This is a genomic window from Rhodococcus opacus (assembly GCF_012396235.1).
Classification (GTDB): domain Bacteria; phylum Actinomycetota; class Actinomycetes; order Mycobacteriales; family Mycobacteriaceae; genus Rhodococcus_F; species Rhodococcus_F opacus.
The window spans coordinates 36,257-55,748 of sequence record NZ_JAAXPA010000033.1 but is presented as its reverse complement, the minus strand read 5'-3'; the positions used below and the strand labels follow the sequence as shown (position 1 = coordinate 55,748).

At 68.3% G+C, this 19,492-nt stretch carries 18 protein-coding genes and 1 pseudogene; 7 read left to right on the top strand and 12 right to left on the bottom strand.

The features are described 5' to 3' along the window. Positions 1-80 precede the first annotated feature (80 nt). The 5 genes from HGB39_RS31860 to HGB39_RS31840 are packed head-to-tail and all read left to right on the top strand — an operon-like array spanning position 81 to position 5,535. Positions 81-1,802 carry a nitrite/sulfite reductase gene (locus HGB39_RS31860; RefSeq protein WP_005574645.1) on the top strand — a complete coding sequence of 574 codons (1,722 nt, stop codon included), beginning with the start codon at positions 81-83 and terminating at the stop codon, positions 1,800-1,802. Further along, positions 1,766-2,536: a phosphoadenylyl-sulfate reductase gene (locus HGB39_RS31855; protein ID WP_051055396.1), complete on the top strand. Its 771-nt coding sequence runs from the start codon at positions 1,766-1,768 to the stop codon at positions 2,534-2,536. The genes HGB39_RS31860 and HGB39_RS31855 overlap by 37 nt, the downstream gene beginning before the upstream one ends. Continuing rightward, positions 2,533-3,486 (top strand): sulfate adenylyltransferase subunit CysD, encoded by a 954-nt coding sequence (cysD, locus tag HGB39_RS31850; protein WP_005261244.1) that lies wholly within the window; start codon positions 2,533-2,535, stop codon positions 3,484-3,486. The genes HGB39_RS31855 and cysD overlap by 4 nt, the downstream gene beginning before the upstream one ends. Positions 3,487-3,488: 2 nt before the next feature. After that, positions 3,489-4,775, top strand: a complete 1,287-nt coding sequence (locus HGB39_RS31845) for a sulfate adenylyltransferase subunit 1 (RefSeq protein WP_054246751.1) — start codon at positions 3,489-3,491, stop codon at positions 4,773-4,775. A gap of 4 nt (positions 4,776-4,779) precedes the next feature. Further along, a complete protein-coding gene (locus HGB39_RS31840) occupies positions 4,780-5,535 on the top strand; it encodes a sirohydrochlorin chelatase (protein ID WP_043793988.1) in 756 nt (251 codons plus the stop codon). Here the strand turns inward: HGB39_RS31840 and HGB39_RS31835 are convergent. From HGB39_RS31835 to HGB39_RS31805, 7 genes are all read right to left on the bottom strand, one after another. Then, positions 5,471-6,520 carry an aminotransferase class I/II-fold pyridoxal phosphate-dependent enzyme gene (locus HGB39_RS31835; RefSeq protein WP_005574643.1) on the bottom strand — a complete coding sequence of 350 codons (1,050 nt, stop codon included), beginning with the start codon at positions 6,518-6,520 and terminating at the stop codon, positions 5,471-5,473. The genes HGB39_RS31840 and HGB39_RS31835 overlap by 65 nt on opposite strands. 1 nt (position 6,521) lies before the next feature. After that, positions 6,522-7,544, bottom strand: coding sequence for a 3-oxoacyl-ACP synthase III family protein (locus HGB39_RS31830; RefSeq protein WP_005574642.1), 1,023 nt, complete (start codon positions 7,542-7,544; stop codon positions 6,522-6,524). Between the two features lie 3 nt (positions 7,545-7,547). Next, on the bottom strand, positions 7,548-8,207 hold the full coding sequence (locus HGB39_RS31825) for a hypothetical protein (protein WP_005261250.1): 660 nt from the start codon (positions 8,205-8,207) through the stop codon (positions 7,548-7,550). Next, a complete protein-coding gene (locus HGB39_RS31820) occupies positions 8,204-9,916 on the bottom strand; it encodes a thiamine pyrophosphate-binding protein (RefSeq protein ID WP_005574641.1) in 1,713 nt (570 codons plus the stop codon). Before HGB39_RS31820 ends, HGB39_RS31825 begins: the two co-directional genes overlap by 4 nt. Positions 9,917-10,104: 188 nt before the next feature. Then, positions 10,105-10,863: an anti-sigma factor family protein gene (locus tag HGB39_RS31815; protein ID WP_005574640.1), complete on the bottom strand. Its 759-nt coding sequence runs from the start codon at positions 10,861-10,863 to the stop codon at positions 10,105-10,107. Beyond that, positions 10,860-11,366, bottom strand: a complete 507-nt coding sequence (locus tag HGB39_RS31810; RefSeq protein WP_005247969.1) for a sigma-70 family RNA polymerase sigma factor — start codon at positions 11,364-11,366, stop codon at positions 10,860-10,862. The genes HGB39_RS31815 and HGB39_RS31810 overlap by 4 nt, the downstream gene beginning before the upstream one ends. 120 nt (positions 11,367-11,486) lie before the next feature. Further along, positions 11,487-11,888 carry a DUF1801 domain-containing protein gene (locus tag HGB39_RS31805; protein WP_005574639.1) on the bottom strand — a complete coding sequence of 134 codons (402 nt, stop codon included), beginning with the start codon at positions 11,886-11,888 and terminating at the stop codon, positions 11,487-11,489. Between the two features lie 150 nt (positions 11,889-12,038). On the opposite strand from HGB39_RS31805, the gene HGB39_RS31800 reads away from it, so the two are divergent. Further along, positions 12,039-12,899, top strand: coding sequence for a universal stress protein (locus tag HGB39_RS31800; RefSeq protein ID WP_005574638.1), 861 nt, complete (start codon positions 12,039-12,041; stop codon positions 12,897-12,899). Positions 12,900-13,147: 248 nt separating this feature from the next. After that, positions 13,148-13,819 (top strand): annotated as a pseudogene (locus tag HGB39_RS31795) (Stf0 family sulfotransferase); the annotation flags it as partial. Positions 13,820-13,836: 17 nt separating this feature from the next. On the opposite strand, the gene HGB39_RS31790 reads toward HGB39_RS31795, so the two are convergent. Genes HGB39_RS31790 through cysT form a run of 5 tightly spaced genes read right to left on the bottom strand, consistent with a single transcriptional unit; the run spans position 13,837 to position 19,490 of the window. Further along, positions 13,837-15,330 (bottom strand): UDP-N-acetylmuramoyl-L-alanyl-D-glutamate--2,6-diaminopimelate ligase, encoded by a 1,494-nt coding sequence (locus HGB39_RS31790; RefSeq protein WP_043794258.1) that lies wholly within the window; start codon positions 15,328-15,330, stop codon positions 13,837-13,839. 57 nt (positions 15,331-15,387) lie between these two features. Beyond that, positions 15,388-16,770: a sulfatase family protein gene (locus HGB39_RS31785; protein ID WP_005575150.1), complete on the bottom strand. Its 1,383-nt coding sequence runs from the start codon at positions 16,768-16,770 to the stop codon at positions 15,388-15,390. A gap of 25 nt (positions 16,771-16,795) precedes the next feature. Beyond that, positions 16,796-17,809 (bottom strand): sulfate/molybdate ABC transporter ATP-binding protein, encoded by a 1,014-nt coding sequence (locus HGB39_RS31780; RefSeq protein ID WP_005575148.1) that lies wholly within the window; start codon positions 17,807-17,809, stop codon positions 16,796-16,798. After that, a complete protein-coding gene (cysW, locus tag HGB39_RS31775; RefSeq protein WP_005247987.1) occupies positions 17,806-18,612 on the bottom strand; it encodes a sulfate ABC transporter permease subunit CysW in 807 nt (268 codons plus the stop codon). Before cysW ends, HGB39_RS31780 begins: the two co-directional genes overlap by 4 nt. Continuing rightward, the gene (cysT, locus tag HGB39_RS31770; protein ID WP_005247989.1) at positions 18,609-19,490 is read right to left on the bottom strand and encodes a sulfate ABC transporter permease subunit CysT; all 882 of its coding nucleotides are present in this window, start codon (positions 19,488-19,490) and stop codon (positions 18,609-18,611) included. Before cysT ends, cysW begins: the two co-directional genes overlap by 4 nt. Between the last annotated feature and the right edge of the window lie 2 nt (positions 19,491-19,492).

Here is a 19,492-nt window from a genome sequence, read left to right as displayed (position 1 = left end):
GCCGGATTCGAATGCCCCGAGCGAGGACCAGCCCTCCTCCTCGGCCTCAGCCGGTGCATCTTGAGATTCAGGAGTGCTCCATGACGTCGACCACCGACGCCTCCCCCGCTGCCGTCGATGCAGCACCCGCGCGTACGCGCACGGCGAAGCCGGCCCGGCGACGCGCCGAAGGCCAGTGGGCCCTCGGCTACCGCGAGCCCCTCAACGCCAACGAGCAGGCCAAGAAGGACGACAACCCGCTCAACGTCCGGGCCCGCATCGAGAACATCTACTCGAAGCAGGGCTTCGACAGCATCGACAAAGGCGACCTGCGTGGCCGCATGCGCTGGTGGGGTCTCTACACCCAGCGCGAGCAGGGTTACGACGGCACCTTCACCGGTGACGAGAACATCGACCTGCTCGAGGCCAGGTACTTCATGATGCGGGTCCGCTGCGACGCCGGCGCCCTCAACGTCGAGCAGCTGCGCACCATCGCCGGCATCTCCACCGAGTTCGCGCGTGACACCGCCGACCTGTCGGACCGCGAAAACGTCCAGTACCACTGGATCGAGGTCGAGAACGTCCCCGAGATCTGGAAGCGCCTCGAAGGCGTCGGCCTCAAGACCACCGAGGCGTGCGGTGACTGCCCCCGCGTCGTCCTGGGTTCACCGCTGGCAGGCGAGTCGCTGACCGAGGTCCTCGACCCCACTCCCGCGATCGACGAGATCGTCCGCCGCTACATCGGCAAGCCCGAGTACTCGAACCTGCCGCGCAAGTTCAAGACCGCGATCTCCGGTCAGCAGGACGTGGTGCACGAGATCAACGACGTCGCGTTCGTCGGGGTCAACCATCCCGAGCACGGTCCCGGCCTCGACCTGTGGGTCGGCGGCGGGCTGTCCACCAACCCGATGCTGGCGCAGCGGGTCGGCGTCTGGGTGCCGCTCGACGAGGTTCCCGACGTGTGGGAGGCCGTCGTGTCGATCTTCCGCGACTACGGCTACCGCCGGCTGCGGAACAAGGCCCGCCTGAAGTTCCTGGTCAAGGACTGGGGCATCGAGCGGTTCCGCGAGGTCCTCGAAACCGAGTACCTGAAGCGCAAGCTCATCGACGGCCCCGCGCCGGAGAAGCCCACCCGGCCGATCGACCACGTCGGTGTGCAGAAGACCCGCAACGGTCTCAATGCCGTCGGCGTCGCCCCCATCGCGGGTCGCGTGTCGGGCACGATCCTGGCCAAGGTCGCGGACGCCGCGGAGCGGGCGGGCAGCGACAAGATCCGCTTCACGCCGTACCAGAAGCTGATCATTCTCGACGTCGCCGACGACAAGCTCGAGCAGCTGATCGCCGACCTGGACGAGGTGGGCCTGCCCGCGCGTCCGTCGCACTGGCGCAAGAACCTGATGGCGTGCTCGGGCATCGAGTTCTGCAAGCTGTCGTTCGCGGAGACGCGGAAGCGCTCGCAGGTGCTCGTCCCCGAACTCGAGCAGCGGCTCGCCGACATCAACGCGCAGCTCGACGTGCCGATCACGATCAACATCAACGGCTGCCCGAACTCCTGCGCCCGCTCACAGGTCGCCGACATCGGGTTCAAGGGGATGCTCGTCGACGACGGCGAGGGCAACCAGGTGGAGGGCTTCCAGGTCCACCTCGGCGGCAGCCTCGGATTCGATTCGGCCTTCGGCCGGAAGCTTCGCCAGCACAAGGTCACCAGCACCGAACTCGGTGACTACATCGATCGCGTCGTCCGCCAGTTCGTGAAGCACCGCAACGAGGGTGAACGCTTCGCGGAATGGGTCGTGCGCGCAGACGAAGGAGACTTGCGTTGAATCTCGCCACAGCCACACAGGACGACCTTCGGCTCCTTGCCGCGCAGGGGGCGGCAAGTCTCGAGGGTGCCTCCGCGCACGAACTGCTGCGGTGGACCGAAGAGACGTTCGGGGCCGGGGCGAGCGAAGCGACGGGGTATCGGAACAGCTACATCGTCGCGTCGAACATGCAGGACGGCGTTCTGGTCCACCTCGCCGCCCAGGTCCATCCCGGTGTGGACGTGCTGTTCCTCGACACCGGTTACCACTTCGCGGAGACCATCGGCACCCGCGACGCCGTCGAGCAGGTGTACGGCGTCAACGTGATCAACGCGCGGGCCGAGGCGAGTGTCGCCGAACAGGATGCGGCGGAGGGCAAAGACCTGTTCGCCCGCGAACCCAACCGGTGCTGCGCACTGCGGAAGGTCGCCCCGTTGAAGAAGACCCTCTCCGGCTACAAGGCGTGGGTGACCGGCATCCGGCGCGTCGAGGCGCCCACCCGCGCGAACGCCCCCCTGATCTCGTTCGACGACGCGTTCGGTCTGGTGAAGATCAACCCGATCGCCGCGTGGTCCGACGAAGACATGCAGTCCTACATCGACGAGCACTCGATTCTGGTGAATCCGCTCGTCGACGAGGGATATCCGTCCATCGGGTGCGCTCCGTGCACCAGCAAGCCAGCCCCCGGCAGCGATCCGCGCAGCGGCCGCTGGGCCGGTCAGGCCAAGACAGAATGCGGGTTGCACGCCTCATGACCATCGACATCTCCACTTCCCTCGCCGAATCCGCCGTCCGGCCGCAGTTGGACGGGTCGCAGTTCGACACGCTCGACGCGCTCGAGTCGGAAGCCATCCACATCTTCCGTGAGGTCGCGGGCGAGTTCGAACGCCCGGTGATCCTGTTCTCGGGCGGCAAGGACTCCACGGTGCTGCTGCACCTGGCGATCAAGGCGTTCTGGCCTGCACCGCTGCCGTTCGCGCTGCTGCACGTCGACACCGGACACAACCTGCAGGAGGTCCTCGACTTCCGCGATCACGTCGTGTCCAAGTACAACCTGCGCCTGCACGTGGCGAAGGTCGAGGACTACCTGGCCGACGGCCGGCTCACCGAACGCCCCGACGGGATTCGCAACCCCCTCCAGACCGTTCCCCTGCTCGACGCCATCGCCGAGAACCGTTTCGACGCGGTCTTCGGTGGCGCCCGGCGCGACGAGGAGCGTGCCCGGGCCAAGGAGCGCATCTTCTCGCTGCGCAACAGTTTCGGCCAGTGGGACCCGAAGAAGCAGCGCCCCGAACTGTGGAACCTGTACAACGGCAAGCACTCCCCCGGTGAGCAGGTCCGCGTCTTCCCGCTCAGCAACTTCACCGAACTCGACATCTGGCGGTACATCGCCCGTGACAACGTCGAACTGGCCAGCATCTACTACGCGCACCAGCGCGAGGTGTACCAGCGCGACGGCATGTGGATGACGCCCGGTGTGTGGGGCGGACCGTCCGAGGGTGAGGACCTGCAGACGCTGTCGGTGCGGTACCGCACCGTCGGCGACGGGTCCACCACCGGCGCAGTTCTTTCCGAGGCCGGCGACAACGAGGCGATCCTCGCCGAGGTCGCAGCGTCCCGGCTGACCGAGCGCGGCGCAACCCGCGGCGACGACCGAGTTTCCGAAGCGGCTATGGAAGACCGCAAGCGAGAGGGCTATTTCTGATCATGAGCGACCTTCTGAGGCTTGCCACCGCCGGCAGCGTGGACGACGGCAAGTCGACCCTCGTCGGCCGTCTGCTGTACGACACGAAATCGGTTCTCGCAGACCAGATCGACGCCGTCACCCGGGCGTCGGTCGACAAGGGGCTGTCCACTCCCGACCTGTCCCTGCTGGTCGACGGCCTGCGCGCGGAGCGTGAACAGGGCATCACGATCGACGTGGCGTACCGGTACTTCGCGACACCCCGCCGGTCGTTCGTCCTCGCCGACACTCCCGGGCACGTGCAGTACACCCGGAACACGGTGTCGGGCGCGTCCACCGCGCAGATGGTCATCCTGCTGGTCGACGCCCGAAAGGGTGTCATTTCGCAGACCCGCAAGCACGCCGCCGTTCTCGCGCTGCTCGGCGTCCCCAAGCTGGTGCTGGCCGTCAACAAGATCGACCTCGTCGAGGATCCGGCCACCGTGTTCGCGAACATCTCGGCGGAGTTCAACTCGCTGACCAGTTCGCTCGGCTGGGCGTCCGAGGACGTCGTCGAGATCCCGGTGTCTGCTCTGCACGGCGACAACGTCGCGGTGCGTTCGGAGAACACCCCGTACTACGACGGCCCCACGCTCATCGAGCACCTCGAGTCGGTGCCCGTCGACGCCGAACCCCACCGGGTCGGTCTCCGTTTCCCCGTCCAGTACGTGATCCGTCCGCGAACGGCGGAGTTCCCGGACTACCGCGGGTACGCCGGGCAGGTCGCCGCGGGTGAGGTGACCCCGGGCGACGAGGTGGTGATCCTGCCGTCCGGTGTCCGCACCACGGTCACCCGCATCGACACCGCGGACGGCGAACTCGACAGCGCCCACGCCGGCCGCAGCGTCACTCTCGTGCTGGCCGACGACGTCGACGTCTCCCGCGGCGACGTCATTGCCTCCCCCGCCGACGCCCCGGAACCGCTCGGCGAGTTCGACGCGACCGTCTGCTGGCTGGCCGAGAAGCCACTGCGTCCCGGCGCGCGCCTGCTGCTCAAGCACGGCACCCGCACCACGCAGGCCATCGTCGGCACACTCGTCGAGCGTTTCAACGAGCAGGAGCTCACCTCGGAGCCCAGCCCGGAGTCGTTGGAACTCAACGAGATCGGCAAGATCTCGGTGCGGGTCGCCGAGCCGATCGTGGCGGACGACTACACCGTGAACCGCCACACCGGCAGCTTCCTGCTGATCGACCCGGCCGGCGGCAACACGCTCGCGGCCGGCCTCGTCGGAGATGCCATCGCAGCGGTGGAGCTCGGCGAGCGCGTCTAGTGCGATGACCCCGCTGATCGCTGTCGCCCACGGCAGTCGCGACCCCCGCAGTGCGCGGGTGGTGGCGGCTGCCGTGTCGGCGCTCCGGGCGGTGCGACCGGACCTCGACGTGCGGTTGTGCTTCCTCGACCTCAACGCGCCGTCCGTGGACCAGGTGCTCGACGCGGTCGCCGCCGAGGGGCATTCCTCCGCCGTGGTCGTGCCGATGCTTCTGGGTAGCGCGTTCCACGCACGCGTCGACCTTCCGGCGCTCCTGGACGCCGCCCGCCTCCGTCACCGCCACCTGCACGTCCGGCAGGCGGACGTTCTCGGGCACGATGCGCGGCTGGTCGAGGCGGTCCGTCATCGCATCGGCGAGGCCGGCGGTTCCGTCGACGAGTCCGGTCTCGGGATCGTCCTCGCCGCGGTCGGTTCGTCCGACCCGGCCGCGAACGACCGAACCCGCGAGCTGGCCGAATCGGTCGCCGCGGGCACCCGATGGTCGGGGGCGGTGACGTGTTTCGCGACGTCGGCGGAACCGACGGTGCAGCAGGCGATCTCGACGCTGCGGCAGGCCGGTGCCGCGCGCATCGTGATCGCTCCGTGGTTCCTGGCTCCGGGACTGCTCACGGACCGGTTGAGCCGTGCGGCGGAATCCTGCGGATCCGGCATCACCTACGCGGCCACCATCGGACCGCACCCCCTACTGCTCGACGTCATGCTCGACCGGTACTCGCAGACACACACGGAGCTGCAGCGGTACCGGGCACTGTCGGCCTGAGCGCGTCGATCACCGCACGCCCGGCGTCCCGGCTCCCGACCGCTATCCGCGCGTCGCCATTGGGGTAGGTGCGCGCGTGGATGCCGGCACGGGCGAGTGCGTCACCGACTTCCTCTCCGGGGATGTACAGGAAGTTGGCCCGACTGCGCGGGACGGGAATTCCCATCGCCCGCACCGTGCGCCACAGTTCCTCCCGTTCGGCGACGATGGCAGCCACCCGGGCACGGAGCTCGTGCTCGGCGGCGTACGACGCCGTGACCGCGGGAACGGCGGCGCTGCCCATCCCGAACGGCAATTGCAGCGTTCGAATCGTCCGCGCCAGAGCCGCATTCGCGAAGCCGAATCCGATACGCAACCCGGCCAGACCGTACGCCTTGGAGAACGTTCGCAGGAACACGACGTTCTGGTGTTCGGCGATGATGCGATGCACGTCCAGGACCAGTCGGCGGTCGACGAACTCCACGTAGGCCTCGTCGAGGACGACTATCACCCGGTCCGGCACACGACGGAGGAATTGCGCCAGCTCGGCGGTGTCGACGAGCGTCCCGGTGGGGTTGTGCGGGCGGCAGACGACGACGAGCCGGGTGCGGTCGTCGATCGCGGCCGCCATCGCGGCCAGATCCTGCCCGCCGTCCGGGAGAATCGGTACCGGCACCGCGTCGAGTGCCGCGATGCGCGCCATGATCGGGTACCCGTCGAACGTCGGGGCGGTGAACACGATCCGCTCCCCCGGCCCGGCGACCGAGCGCATGATCTGCAGTGCGACGCCGGTGGCACCGGCGCCCACCACCACCTGATCGGCGTCGAGCCCTTCGTGATCCGCGATGATCTCGATCAGCCGGTCGGGCAGGAACTCCGGATACCGATGCGCCCGGCGCATCACACCGTCGAGCGCGTCGAGCACGGAGGGCAACGGGGCGAACGGGTTCTCGCTCAGCGCGAGATCGAATTTCACACCGGGTCCCGCGACGGTCGGCGTCGTCATCTCACACCCCCGCCGGGGCGGCGCCCCATCGAATCGCCCCGGCCCCGGCGAAGTCGCCCGCGTGCGCGAACGCGGACATCATCACCAGCGAACCGTTGGGGATGCGGCCTGCCCGGTTCTCGATGTCGAGGGTGACGGGGATCGCGGCGCCGAACAGGTTCCCGCATTCGTCGAACGTGTCGGGGTGTCGTTCCGCCGGTAGCTCGAGTGCGTCCCGCCAGTTGCGGAGGAACAGCCGGTTGGGCTGGTTGGTGACCAGGGTGTCGATCGCGTCCGGGGTGATGCCGATCTGCTTGCACACCGCGAGCGCCACCTCGGGGACGAGCCGGTTCCCGCGGGCGAAAACCTTTGCGATCCTCGATTCGGTGAACCCGATGTGCAGTTGGCCGGTGCCCGCCTCCCAGTACCTGCGGGGCGGATCGACGGCGGCCGTCATGTCCCCGGCGAACTCGGGGTAGGTCCGGCACTCGAGCCCGAGCACCGGCGCGGCCTCCGACTTCACCAGCAGGCATGCGCCCGCGCCGTCACCGGGCACCGCCGACTGTGCCAGCGCGCGCACGTCCGATTGCGTGAAGATCTGGCCGGCGCTGTTCTGCACCGACACGATCAGGGCGGTCGACGCGTCGCCGGTCTGCATGATCTGACGGGCCAGTTTGATCATGTACACGAACGACGCGCAGCCGCCGTTGTGCAGGTCCACCACCCAGTCCGGGGTGATTCCCATCCGGCGCGCGAGTTCTCCGCCGGTGCCCAGGATCGGGACGTCGGGCAGCTGGGTGTGGGTGATGAGAATGTCCACGTTGGCGACGAGTTCGGAGCCGTTCCGCTCGACCAGCGGGGCGATCGCACGTTCCGCCATGTCGACGGCGTTCTCGTCGCTCGCGATGTGGTGGCGGAATTTCGGCGCCCGGAACATGATGTTCTCGGCGAGCCGGTCGGAGGCGGCGAACTGGGCGAAATAGTCTGCTCCCACCCGGTTCTCGGGTAGGTAGCCGGCAATGTCGATCAGGCTGACGGTGTCCATGTCTCACTCACTCATCCAGGTCGGGGTCACGGGCAGGTCGTTCGCCCACCGGTATTCGCAGATCGCCTTGAGATTGCTCATCTCCAGTTGGTGTCCGGCGGCGAACATGTCCCAGAAGTCGCCCACCCACGGAACCCGGTCCGCGGGGGCGGTCTCGGGGTAGGGATTGTCGTCGTAGAACGGATGGTGGCAGTTGGTCCACAACACGACGGATCCGTCGACGTCCAGGACCGTGCGCGCGTCCACCACCCGCATCAGATACACCATCCACAGGTGTTTGCCCTGGTCCCAGGCGCAGTGATAGTCGACGGTCATCGCGGCCGGGTGTGCCACGGTGCGCGTGTAGATCTCGGTGGTGTCGCCCAGGCGGTCGTACGCGAGCCACAGCCCGGGTTCCCCGGCCGGGGTGAATCCCCGGAGGCTGTACGTCCATTCCTCGAGGCTGCGGGTGTGGGAGAGGTAGCGGAACACCTCGTCCGGCGGGCAGTCGATGTATTCGTTGACAGTGCAGTACTTTCCGAACACCTGGTCGTGCGGATACACCGACCTCAGCATGTCCATGATGATCGGTGTCGTCGCCTGACGGTCGGAGGTCTCGATTCGGACGAGGCCGGGCAGGTCGGCGGGAAGGTCGGGCAGCGGGGCAATCTCTCGGGCGGTCATCGGCGTACTCCTTCTCGGGATTCGGATCTCTCGGTCGGCTGTCGGGCGGGCAGGAACGGCAGGAACGGCGGCAACTCGTCGGCGTCGCAGGCGACTTCGATGACAGCGGGCCCCGCCGAGTCGGTCGTGGCGCGGAGAGAGTCGGCCAGGCCGACGGGCGTGTCGACCGTGTGGGACGGCAAGCCGGGGAACAGTGCGCCGACTCCCGCCGCAATGCGGGCGGGACGAAACCGGCTGTAGGTGTAAGCGCCCTCGAAGTACACCTGCTCGCGGGTCAGGCACATCGCGTGGGCGTTGTTGTTGAACACGACGAACGTCACCGGCACGTCGTACTCGACCGCCGTGTGGATCTCGAGCCCGTGCGCGTAGAACGCACCGTCGCCGGCGATCACGAACGTGCGTCGGCCGCGCGAGAACGCCGAACCGATCGCGGCGCCGAACGTGTAGCCCATCCCGCCCATTCCCAGCGCCACCACGAACCGGCCTCCGGCAGTAACCGGAAGGTGATGCACCACAGCGGCACCCGTGTTTCCGGCGTCCGCGAACACGTCGGCACCCGCAGGCATCACCGCGGAGAGCGCCTTCACCGCGTCCGTGTAGCGCAGGCCCGACGTGCCGGACGACGGCACGTCGATCGGGGTCGGATCGCACTGGGCGACAGGCGCGCGCGAGGCCGCCGGTCCGATTTCGGTGACGAGCCCACGCAGTGTCGCCCGCAGATCCCGCGTCGGCACGTGACAGGCCTGCAGATACGGCTTCGCCGAGCCGACGCTGTACACCAGCGTCTTCTCGAGCACGGCATCCAGACCTCCCCGTGCCATCACCGGCAGTCGCGTGCCGACGAGCAGGCAGACATCGGAAGCCTGTAGTGCGTCGACCACATCCGGATTCCCCATCGCGCCGGTGACCCCGAGCCGCCCGGGCGCCCCGGGATCGAGCACGTCCCTCGCGTCGGGCGTGACGGCGACCCGGGCACCGAGCACGTGCGCGAGTTCCGCGAGTTCCGTTCGCGCGCCGGCTCGCGCGACCTCGTCGCCGGCGATGACGGTGATCCGTCCGTAGTCGTCGCGCAGGGCTTCGGCGAGCCGCGTGACGTCCGTCGTGGTGGTGCGGGGTGCCGTCGAGACCGTTCGAGGCGGTTCCGGGAACTCGCCGATCGCCTGCTGAATGTCCTTCGGCAGCAGGAGAACCGCCGGTCCGCCGCGGCGCGCGGCGGCCAGCGCCTCGGCGAGCTGACGTTCGAGGTCGAGCGGCGACTCGACACGCGCACAGTACACGGACACCTCGCCGAACAACCGGGTCGCATCGATCGACCCCGCCAGTCCACTCGTGTCCTGGAATGCGCCCATCCCTTCGAGCGTCGTCGGCGGTTGCCCGACCAACGCCAGAAGCGGTATACGGGACGCGAATGCCTCACCGAGCCCGGCGATCACATTGAGCGCGCCCCCGCCCGACGTCGCCGCGACCACCCCGATCCGGTTCGAGGTCCGGGCATACCCGTCGGCCATCGTCGTCGCCGAGAACTCGTGTTTGGCGACGACGCCCTCGACGTCGCGGGAGCGATGCAGCGCGTCGTACAGGTCCTCGATGTTCGCGCCTCCCACACCGAAGACGTGCTCGACCCCCTCCGCGGCCAGCACCGCGACGATGTAGTCGGCGACGCGCACGGTGCGACAAGTTTTCCGTGGCTCGTGATCCGTGAGATTCATCGGCAGACCCCCGTGTCGTGGATCGGACGGGGCGACCTGCGGTCACCCACTGGATGTACACACGAACCACGAACCGGTCGGGTTCACCGGTGGCAGAACATTTTTCCGGAAAACGTTCGTGATGAACGAAACACGGCGGTGGAGCGAGCAGGAGGTATGAAAACCGACCCGGCTCCCTGGCGGCCCGCTCACAACGCCGTGGTCAGCAATACCTGATGGTCGTCGTCGGATCGGACGTCGATGCTCGCGATCGCGTCGACGGGCAGGCTGGTGGTGGCTGTGGGCCGCACCGTCCTGCCGGCCTCACCGGTCCAGGTGGCCAGTGTGGTGACCACTCCGGAGCGGTCGGTGACGGTCAGCGCGTACCCCTCGGTGTCGGCGCCGTAGCGACCGTCGCCGGGCCACGTGTCCTCGTAGGAGCACTCGACGAAGATGACCGTGCCCCAGGACGTCGACGCGACGGATGCGCTCGCGGTGATCGTCGTCGGGACCACGGGCGTGAACACCGTCTCGGTGGTGTTCGCGCGGTCCGGGACGGGCATGGCCGTCACCGGGGCGGCCGGTGGGTGGTCCTGCGTCACCAGCACCCCGACGGGGACGGCGACGGCGACCACGGCGGCCGCCGCTGCGAGGGCCGTCGCCGCTCGCCGGTAGCGTCTGCTCCGCTGCACCGTGCCCACCAACTGGGTCAGCACACGCGGTGCGGGCGACTCCTCGTCCTCGGGCGCAGCGTTCCCGGGCAACGTGCCGAACGCCTCGTCCGGTGTGATCAGGGCCAGCAACCCGGGCATGCCCGCCAGTTCGGACACGGCCTGCGAGCACTGTGCGCAGTGGGCGAGGTGGGCCTCGTATTCGCGCCGATCGCTCGGGGACATCGCGCCGAGCACGTATGCGGCGTCCCAGCGGACGTAGGGATCCTCGTGCGACTCGAAGTCGTCGAACGTCATCGGGTCACCCCCATTTCCTGCAGAGCCAATCGAAGGGCCCGCAAGCCGTAATGCATGCGGGATTTCACCGTTCCCTCCGGTATTCCGAGTTCGTCGGCGATCTGGTTGGTCGACATTCCCCGGTAGTAGCCGAGCACGAGGACCGCACGATGGTCGGGGCTGAGCCGGGCCAGCGCATCACCCATCATCCAGGCGTCGAGAGCGCCGTCCGAGCTGTCCGGGGCAGCGCGTTCGGGTGTGGAGCTCATCCCGATCTCACGCTGGGAGCGGGCGCTGCGGTGCTCGTCGAACACGAGGTTGCGGGCGACCGTGAACAACCACGCCCGAGCCGACGACTCCGACTGGTCGAGCACGTTCGGATGCTTCCAGGCTCGCAGCAGTACCTCCTGCACGATGTCCTCGGCGCGGGCGCGGTCGCCGGTCAGCCGCAGGGCATATCGCCACACTGCGGGGGCATGCTCCTCGTACAGGGCGTGCATCAGCTCGGTCTGGGCATCCGGCATCGGTCACCACCTCCCAGCAGTACACACGGTTCAACCGCGCCTCCGGTTCACCGCCCACCGAAACACAGGGAAACCCCAGGTGAGCCGGATCGCAGCGGCCGAAAACCCTTGGCCCGTAGATTAGGAGGTGTTCAGTGCCACGGCGGCGTGGACGAGGGCCTGGAACGCCTCCTCGTCGATCGTGTCGCCCTCGTGGAAATCGATGGCACGCCGGGTGTTGCCTTCGAGGCTGGAGTTGAAGAGTCCGGACGGGTCGTCCAGCGAAGCACCCTTGGCGAACGTCACCTTCACCGCATTCTTGTACGTCTCACCGGTGCAGATCATTCCGGCGTGCGACCACACCGGAACTCCTCTCCACTTCCACTCCTCGACGATGTCGGGGTCGGCCTTCGTGACGAGGGCGCGGATCCGGGCGAGCGTCTCGCCCCGCCAGTCACCCAGCTCCTCGATGCGCGCATCTATCAACTGCGAGGGAGAGTCGCCTCCGCCTCCCTCGTCCGAGCCGCTCGTCCGCTTCTTCATGGTGGACCGTCGCTCCCCTTCTGGCTGTCGTCGCTCGCCGTCACTCGAGTATCCCTCGCACATCGTGCCGGGATCGGCTACCGACCGATTTGCCTCTGGCGCGTCGACGCCGTCCTGGACCAAACTGGAATGGAGGTGAGGAGCAGCCCCATGAGCACAGCACGGATTCGACGCGGCATCGTGGCAGGCATCGACGGATCGGACGGCGCGCTGGAGGCGGCGGCGTGGGCGGCATCCGCGGCGAGGCGCTTCGAGGAGCCGCTGCGCCTCGTCCACGTGTTACCCAAGCATCCGAATTCCGCGGACGGTCACCCCGAAGGGGACGAGTTCCTCGACGCCGCCGAGCGCACCGTCCTGGACGGGCAGCGGGACCTGGACGTGGAGCGCAGTACCCACCCCGGCCCGCCCGCCCACGCGTTGGTGGAATTGTCCAAGACGGCCCGGATGCTGGTTCTCGGACCCGCGGCCACGAGCGAGATGAAATCGGTGGTTGCCGGTTCCGATGTCGTGCGGGTGTCGAATCGAGCCGAATGCCCGGTCGTCGTCTGGCGCGGCATCCAAGGCCACGAGGTCAGCGAAACCCGGCCCGTCGTGGTGGGGGTGGACGGCAGCGAACTGAGCGACCTGGCAGTGGCCCACGCGTTCGAGTTCGCGGCGTTCTTCGGCGCTCCCCTCGTCGCGGTGCACACCTGGGCCGAGCACTCCACCCTCGGTGCGTGGTACTCGGAGGAAAGACGCTTCACCGACTGGTCCGATCTGGTCCAGCACGAGGAGGCGTGGCTCGCCGAGAGCCTCGCCGGGTGGCGCGAGAACTATCCCGATGTCGAGGTCACGCGCTGCCTCGAGCGTGGTGGGCCGATGAAGGTACTCCTCGAGTACTCGTTCGGTGCACAGTTGATCGCGGTCGGCAGTCACGGGCGAAATCCGTTCACCGCGTCGATCGTGGGCTCGACGAGCCAGAGCCTCATCCACCACGCCCGGTGCCCGGTGCTCATCTGCCGAAAAGGCTGAACACCGGCAGGATCCGTTTCTCCCCTTTTCGATCATCCTGATTCATATTCACGCTTCGCGGCGCCATTTCCCCGGCGGGGCGCGACCCGAATTCCTGTCCAGAACACTGCCCTGACCTGCTGACATACAGAACATCACGGCGCTGATATCGGACACTCCCACGCAGCAGAAAATGCCAAGTGCTGCAATCACACCAATTCGATTTCCTCCAGATTTCGGCACCGAATTTCGCGTTTATAGTTTCCGGCATGTCGGAGCCACGCCCATATCTCGTGTGCGCGTCACAGCGCAGCGGCAGCACTCTGCTCGTCGAATCCCTTCGCGCCACGACCGTGGCCGGCAACCCCGAGGAGTTCTTCCAGTACCTGCCGTCCACCAATCGATCACCGCAGCCGCGGCAGTGGTTCGAGGGCGTCACCGACGAGACGGTGCTCGCACTGCTCGCCCCGCTCGAACCGGGGACCGCCGACACCCGCACCGCGGAGCAGTGGCGCGATCAACTGCTCAGCCTCGGTCGCACGCCCAACGGGGTGTGGGGCGGAAAGCTGATGTGGAATCAGGTGCCGCTCGTCCTCGACCGCGCCGCCGGACTTACGGACCGGTCCGGCGACGACCTGCGGTCCGCCCTCGACGACATCCTGGGCCGCGACCTCGCCTTCATCCATGTCTACCGGCGTGACGTCGTCGCGCAGGCGGTGTCGATGTGGCGGGCGGTGCAGACTCAGGTGTGGCGCGACGACGCCACGCCGCCCGCCCCGCACGACGGCGCCGAATACCACGCGGGCGGCATCGCGCACCTCGTCCGCATTCTGCGCGATCAAGATGCGCAGTGGCGCAACTGGTTCGAGGCCGAGGGACTCGACCACATCGACATCGGTTTCGACGATTTCGTCGCGCGGATTCTCGCCGAACTCGCCCGGCACGAGACGCTGCCGGCCTAGCCTGCGACGAGCCGGAGGAGTGCCTCGTGGAGCGCAATCCGGTCGTCGAACACACGCCGGCGCGGTCCGTACGCCTGAACCCGATCGTGCCCACGGCCTGCGACCACCACGACGTCGCCCGGCGCGGCGAGAGTGACGGCGGCGACGATCGCCTCGGCGCGGTCGGGTAGGACGAGCACGTCGGCGCCGCCACCACTGCGTGCTCCTCGCGCCACGTCCTCGCGCAGGCGCTGCGCGTCGTCGGAGTACGGACTCTCGTCGGTGACGATGACCGTGTCGGCGAAACGGGCTGCGGTCGCACCGAGCGGGACCCGCTTGCCGGGATCGCGCTCACCGGTTGCCCCGACGACGGCGATGACCCGGCCCCGTGTCAGGGAACGGAGGTACGGAAACAGACGTCGCTGACCGGCCGTGTTGTGCACGTAGTCGACGAACGCGAGGAACGGCTGGCCCGCGTCCACCGCCTCCAGGCGTCCGGGCACCGTGTCGAGGTTCTCGAGCCCGCCGACCGCCGAGTCGAGGTCCACACCGCGAGCCGCGAGGGCGGCGATCGCCGCCAGTGCGTTGTCCACCTGGTGCACTCCGAGTAGCCGGAGCCGCACCTGTTTCCGTGCCCCGGCGCCGTGAAGTGTGAACGACGTGCCGCCCTCGTCCGCATGCACGGCGGCCGCGTGGAAGTCGGCCGCCGCCGTCCTCGACGAGAACGTCACGCGGGGCACGGCGACGGTGGCGGCGAGGCGGCGTCCGAACTCGTCGTCGATGCCGATGGCTGCCGCGGCGCAATGCCCCGGTTCGAACAATCTGGCCTTCGCCGCGAAGTACGCGTCCATGTCGGGGTGAAAGTCCAGATGGTCGCGGGCGAGGTTGGTGAACACCCCCACCCGGAAGGACGTTCCGTCGATTCGGTGCAGAGCGAGGCCGTGGCTCGACACCTCCATCGCGACGGCGCCGATCCGGTGCTCGGCGAACGCGGCGAGGGTCTGCTGGAGTTCGCACGCCTCGGGAGTCGTCCGGGTCGCGGTGCGTGACCCGTTCGGTCCCCGGACGGTGATCCCCGTCATCATGCCGGTGGCGACACCTGCCGCGCGCAGTCCCGCGTCCAGCAGATACGCGGTGCTGGTCTTCCCGTTCGTCCCGGTCACGCCGTAGACGTCGAGTGCCTCGGACGGATTGCCGTAGACCCACGCTGCCAACGGACCGAGAACACGACGCGGATCGTCCACCACGACCGTCGGCAGGACGTCCGACCCGCGGTCGCTGAGCATCGCGACAGCACCGCGCGCCGCGGCCTCGACCGCGAACTCGATCCCGTGCCGGTGCCGCCCCGGCAGCGCCGCGTACACGTCGCCGGCCCGGACGAGCCGAGAGTCCTGGTTGATACCCGTCACCGCTGCCTCGCCGGACCCGCGGAGCGTCGCCGAGCGGCCGAGGCGGCGCACCATCTCGCGCAGTAGCTTCGGCGGGGTACACCGCGGGCAGTCGACGCTCACGCTTCCAGTGCACCACTGCCGTGCAGGTCGCGGCGACGGAACCGCATCATCCGGCCGCTACCCGGCGGTTACGTCGCTCCGCGGCTCGGTGAGGATTCCGCGTGCCGAACTGTAGGCCGAACGCACGTCCGGCACCCGGCCGAGTGTGGCGAGGTATTCCTCCATCGCCTTCCGGGCGTAGGCCGTCCCCTCCGCCTCGCTCGGAATCGAGTCGCCCGTCGCCCGCCGCCACGTCGCGAGTTCCAGCGCCAACTCGGCCTGTGTCCCGGCGAGGTCCTCGGTGTCGGCCAGGTTGTCGCGCTCGCCGGGATCGGCGACCAGGTCGTAGAGTTCCCGGCTCGGACGCGGCCCGAGATGCTCGGTGCCCAGCGCCGCACCGGACAGACTGTTCTCGATGTCGAGGGGCAGATCGAGCTTGGGCCGGGGTGCGTAGTTCTCGATGTAGCTGAACTGCTTGGTGCGCACCGCGCGAATGGGATCGAAGCTGTCGTGGAAGGTCTTCTCCGTGAACAGGACGTCGCGCGCCGTCGCCTCCGACCGGCCCAGCAACTGCCCGGCGTGGGACACGCCCTCCACCGCCGCGGGGATCGGGATCCCGAGCAGATCGAGGAGGGTGGGAACCAGATCCACCCCACTGAACAGGTCGTCGTAGACGCGGGGCGTCGCCCGCAGCCTTCGCGGTGGCCGGATGATCGTCGCAATTCCCGTGCCCGGCGCATACAGTGTCGACTTCGCACCGGGGAACGCCTCGCCGTGGTCGGTGAGGAACACGACCCACGTGCTGTCGTCGAGCCCCTCGTCGTCCAGCGTCTGCAGCAACCTGCCGACGGCCGCGTCGGCCACCTCGATCGACCCGTGGAATCCGGCCAGATCCGCACGGACCTCCGGCCGGTCGGGCAGGTACGACGGAACGTCGAAACCCTCGGGATCGGCGGGGACATACCGGTCGACCGGGTACGGGCGGTGGGTCTCGAAGAAACCCGCGGTCAGCAGGAACGGTTGCGGAGGGAACCGCGCCAGCCACCGCGACGCCCGATCGGTGACGTATTCGCAGTACGAGTTCGTCACGTCGTACTCGTGGAAGCCGAGCCGCTTGGGGTACGCGGTCTCGTGCTGCATCCCGAACAGAGCCGTGTACCAGCCCGCCTCCGCCAGCAGGGACGGCAGCGTTCGGACGTCGTCGTGGTACTGCCAGCCGTGGTGTGCGAGGCCGATCAGACCGTTGCTGTGCGGGTACCGGCCCGAGAACAGAGCGCCACGCGACGGCGAGCACAGCGGCGCCGCCGCATGCGCGTCCGTCAGCAGCACACCCTCCGCGGCGAGCCGGTCCAGGTTCGGACTCCGCACCCCCGACGCGCCGTAACACCCGAGGTGACGGCCCAGGTCGTGCCAATGCACGATCAGAACGTTGTCACGGACGGGATTCACCGGGGTCGCCACAGTCGCCTCCTACATCAGCGGGGAGTTACAGGGAGACCGGAACTTCGGCCTCCGGGAGTTCGGGTGCCCGCGTCGCCCGCGCGTACACGGTCTCGCCTTCCTGCAAGCCGAGCGCCGCGCTGTCGCCGCGAGTCACCTGCGCGGAGAACGGTTCACCGGTCGCCTCGTTACGCAGATCCACCCGCACCTCGAATCCCAGGTGCACCACGCGCTCGACGGTGGCCCGGGTGACGCCGAGCGATTCGGCCGTGCCGGCCTCCCGCGCGAGGGCCAGGTCGGGATCGCGGCCGAGACGGATGTCGTGCGGTCGGACCAGCTGACCGTTGAGCTTGGCCACCGACCCGAGGAACGACATCACGAAGTCGTTGCGCGGACGATCGTAGAGGTCCTCCGGTTCGCCGATCTGCTCGATCCGGCCCTTGTTGAGGACCGCGATCCGGTCGGCGACGTCGAGCGCCTCCTCCTGGTCGTGGGTGACCAGCACGGTGGTCACGTGCACCTCGTCGTGCAACCGGCGCAGCCACGTGCGCAGGTCCGTGCGGACCTTCGCGTCGAGTGCGCCGAACGGCTCGTCGAGGAGAAGCACCTTCGGGTCCACGGCCAGGGCCCGCGCGAGCGCCATCCGCTGACGCTGACCGCCCGACAGTTGCGCCGGATAGCGGTGCTGGAACCCGTCGAGGCCGACGATCTCGAGAAGCTCGTTGACCTTCCTGTCGATCTCCGGCTTGGGCCGCTTGCGGATCTTCAGACCGAACGCGACGTTGTCGCGCACCGTCATGTGCTTGAACGCCGCGTAGTGCTGGAACACGAAGCCGATGTCCCGCTTCTGCGGGGAGATGTCGGTGACGTCGTTCCCGCCGATCACGACGGTGCCGGAGTCGAGGGACTCCAGTCCGGCGATGGACCGGAGCAGCGTCGACTTGCCCGAACCACTGGGCCCGAGGAGCGCGGTCAGCGAACCCGAGGGGATGTCGATGGTGACGTCGTCGAGAGCAGCAAAGGACCCGTAGTTCTTCCGGGCGCCGGTCACGGTAATCATGTGGTGCTCCTCTTGCGGTCGAGCAGAGTCATCAGAAGCAGGGTGATCAGCGCAATGCCCATCAGCAGGGTGGCTGCGGAGTACGCACCGAACGTGTTGTGGTCGTCGATGTAGCGCGAATGCACGAGCAGGGTCAGGGTCTGCGAAACCCCGGGGAAGCCCGAGGACACCATGATCACCGCACCGAACTCGCCCAGCGAGCGGGCGACGGTGAGGACCACACCGTAGGTCAGGCCCCAGCGGATGGCGGGCAGTGTGATCAGCCAGAACGTCTGCCAGCGGCTCGCGCCGAGCGTCGCGGCGGCCTGTTCCTGTTCCTCGCCGATCTCGTGCAGGACGGGTTCCACCTCCCGCACCACGAACGGCAGTGTCACGAAGAGGGTGGCGATGACCATGCCGGGAAGCCCGAAGATCACCTTGAACCCCAGCGATTCGAGCCCGCCGAACCAGCCGTTGGCACCCCACAGCAGGATCAGTGACACACCGACCACGATGGGTGAGACGGCGAACGGCAGGTCGACCACCGCCTGCACCAGGCCGCGGCCGGGGAAGCGGCCCCTCACCAGCGCGAGTGCCGTGACGATCCCGAACACCACGTTGACCGGGACGACGATGGCCACGATCAGCAGGGACAGGTTGAGCGCGGAGATCGCGGCGGGGGTGCTGATCGACTGGATGAAGGCGCCGATCCCGTTCTCGAACGTGCGGAACAGAATGATGACGATCGGCACCACCAGCAGGCCGAACAGGTAGAGCAGCGCGACTGCGCGCAGGGTGATCCGGGTGGACCCAGAGAGCTTCATTCCGCCTGCTCCTCACGACGCTGCCCCCGGCTGGCGAAGACCCGGAGGGCGAACAACGTCACGAACGCGATGGCCAGGAGAGCCACCGACACGGCCGCCGCGGCGGCCGGCCGATCGATTTCGATCTGCTGTTGAATGTACTGGGAAGCGACCTGTGTCTCTCGGGGAATGTTTCCGCCGATCAGGACGACGGATCCGTACTCGCCGATCGCGCGGGCGAACGCGAGCCCCGCGCCGCTGATGATCGCCGGGGTCAGGGTGGGCAGCACGACTCTCCGGAAGATCGTCACGTTGTCCGCGCCGAGTGAGGCCGCGGCCTCCTCGACTTCCCGGTCCACCTCGATGAGCACCGGCTGCACCGAGCGGACGACGAACGGCAGCGTCACGAACGCCAGTGCCACGATCAGACCGGGCTGCGTCGCGTTGAGGTGGACGCCGATCGGGCTCTCCGGGCCGTACAGCGACAGCAGCACGATGCTGGCCACGATGGTCGGCAGCGCGAACGGCAGGTCGATCAGCGCGTTGACGGCCCGCTTGCCGGGAAACTCGTCGCGCACCAGAACCCACGCGATGAGCGTGCCCATGATCACGTTGATCACGGCCACCACCACCGACACCACGACGGTGACGCGCAGGGACGCCACCGCCACGGGCGAGGTGATCGCGTCCACGAAGCCGCCGATTCCGTCGCCGAACGAGGCGACGGTGAGCGCGGCGAGGGGCAGGACCACGATGATGCTCAGCCAGAGCGTCGCGATGCCGATGCCGAGGGGTCCCACCGCACCGGTGACCCGGGCGACCTTCTTGCGCGTAGGCGGAACGGGCGGAGACGGCACCGTGGTGCCGCGTCCGCCCGTCGCCGTCGTCGTGTCGCTCATGT

Coding starts and splice junctions, on each gene's coding strand:
- HGB39_RS31825 (WP_005261250.1), bottom strand. CDS start 8,207: ATGACCGCCCGAGAGATTGCCCCGCTGCCCGACCTTCCCGCCGACCTG.
- HGB39_RS31780 (WP_005575148.1), bottom strand. CDS start 17,809: ATGATTACCGTGACCGGCGCCCGGAAGAACTACGGGTCCTTTGCTGCT.
- HGB39_RS31840 (WP_043793988.1), top strand. CDS start 4,780: ATGACCCCGCTGATCGCTGTCGCCCACGGCAGTCGCGACCCCCGCAGT.
- HGB39_RS31820 (WP_005574641.1), bottom strand. CDS start 9,916: ATGAATCTCACGGATCACGAGCCACGGAAAACTTGTCGCACCGTGCGC.
- HGB39_RS31800 (WP_005574638.1), top strand. CDS start 12,039: ATGAGCACAGCACGGATTCGACGCGGCATCGTGGCAGGCATCGACGGA.
- HGB39_RS31810 (WP_005247969.1), bottom strand. CDS start 11,366: ATGCCGGATGCCCAGACCGAGCTGATGCACGCCCTGTACGAGGAGCAT.
- HGB39_RS31830 (WP_005574642.1), bottom strand. CDS start 7,544: ATGGACACCGTCAGCCTGATCGACATTGCCGGCTACCTACCCGAGAAC.
- cysT (WP_005247989.1), bottom strand. CDS start 19,490: ATGAGCGACACGACGACGGCGACGGGCGGACGCGGCACCACGGTGCCG.
- HGB39_RS31815 (WP_005574640.1), bottom strand. CDS start 10,863: ATGACGTTCGACGACTTCGAGTCGCACGAGGATCCCTACGTCCGCTGG.
- HGB39_RS31860 (WP_005574645.1), top strand. CDS start 81: ATGACGTCGACCACCGACGCCTCCCCCGCTGCCGTCGATGCAGCACCC.
- HGB39_RS31855 (WP_051055396.1), top strand. CDS start 1,766: ATGGGTCGTGCGCGCAGACGAAGGAGACTTGCGTTGAATCTCGCCACA.
- cysD (WP_005261244.1), top strand. CDS start 2,533: ATGACCATCGACATCTCCACTTCCCTCGCCGAATCCGCCGTCCGGCCG.
- HGB39_RS31805 (WP_005574639.1), bottom strand. CDS start 11,888: ATGAAGAAGCGGACGAGCGGCTCGGACGAGGGAGGCGGAGGCGACTCT.
- HGB39_RS31845 (WP_054246751.1), top strand. CDS start 3,489: ATGAGCGACCTTCTGAGGCTTGCCACCGCCGGCAGCGTGGACGACGGC.
- HGB39_RS31835 (WP_005574643.1), bottom strand. CDS start 6,520: ATGACGACGCCGACCGTCGCGGGACCCGGTGTGAAATTCGATCTCGCG.
- cysW (WP_005247987.1), bottom strand. CDS start 18,612: ATGAAGCTCTCTGGGTCCACCCGGATCACCCTGCGCGCAGTCGCGCTG.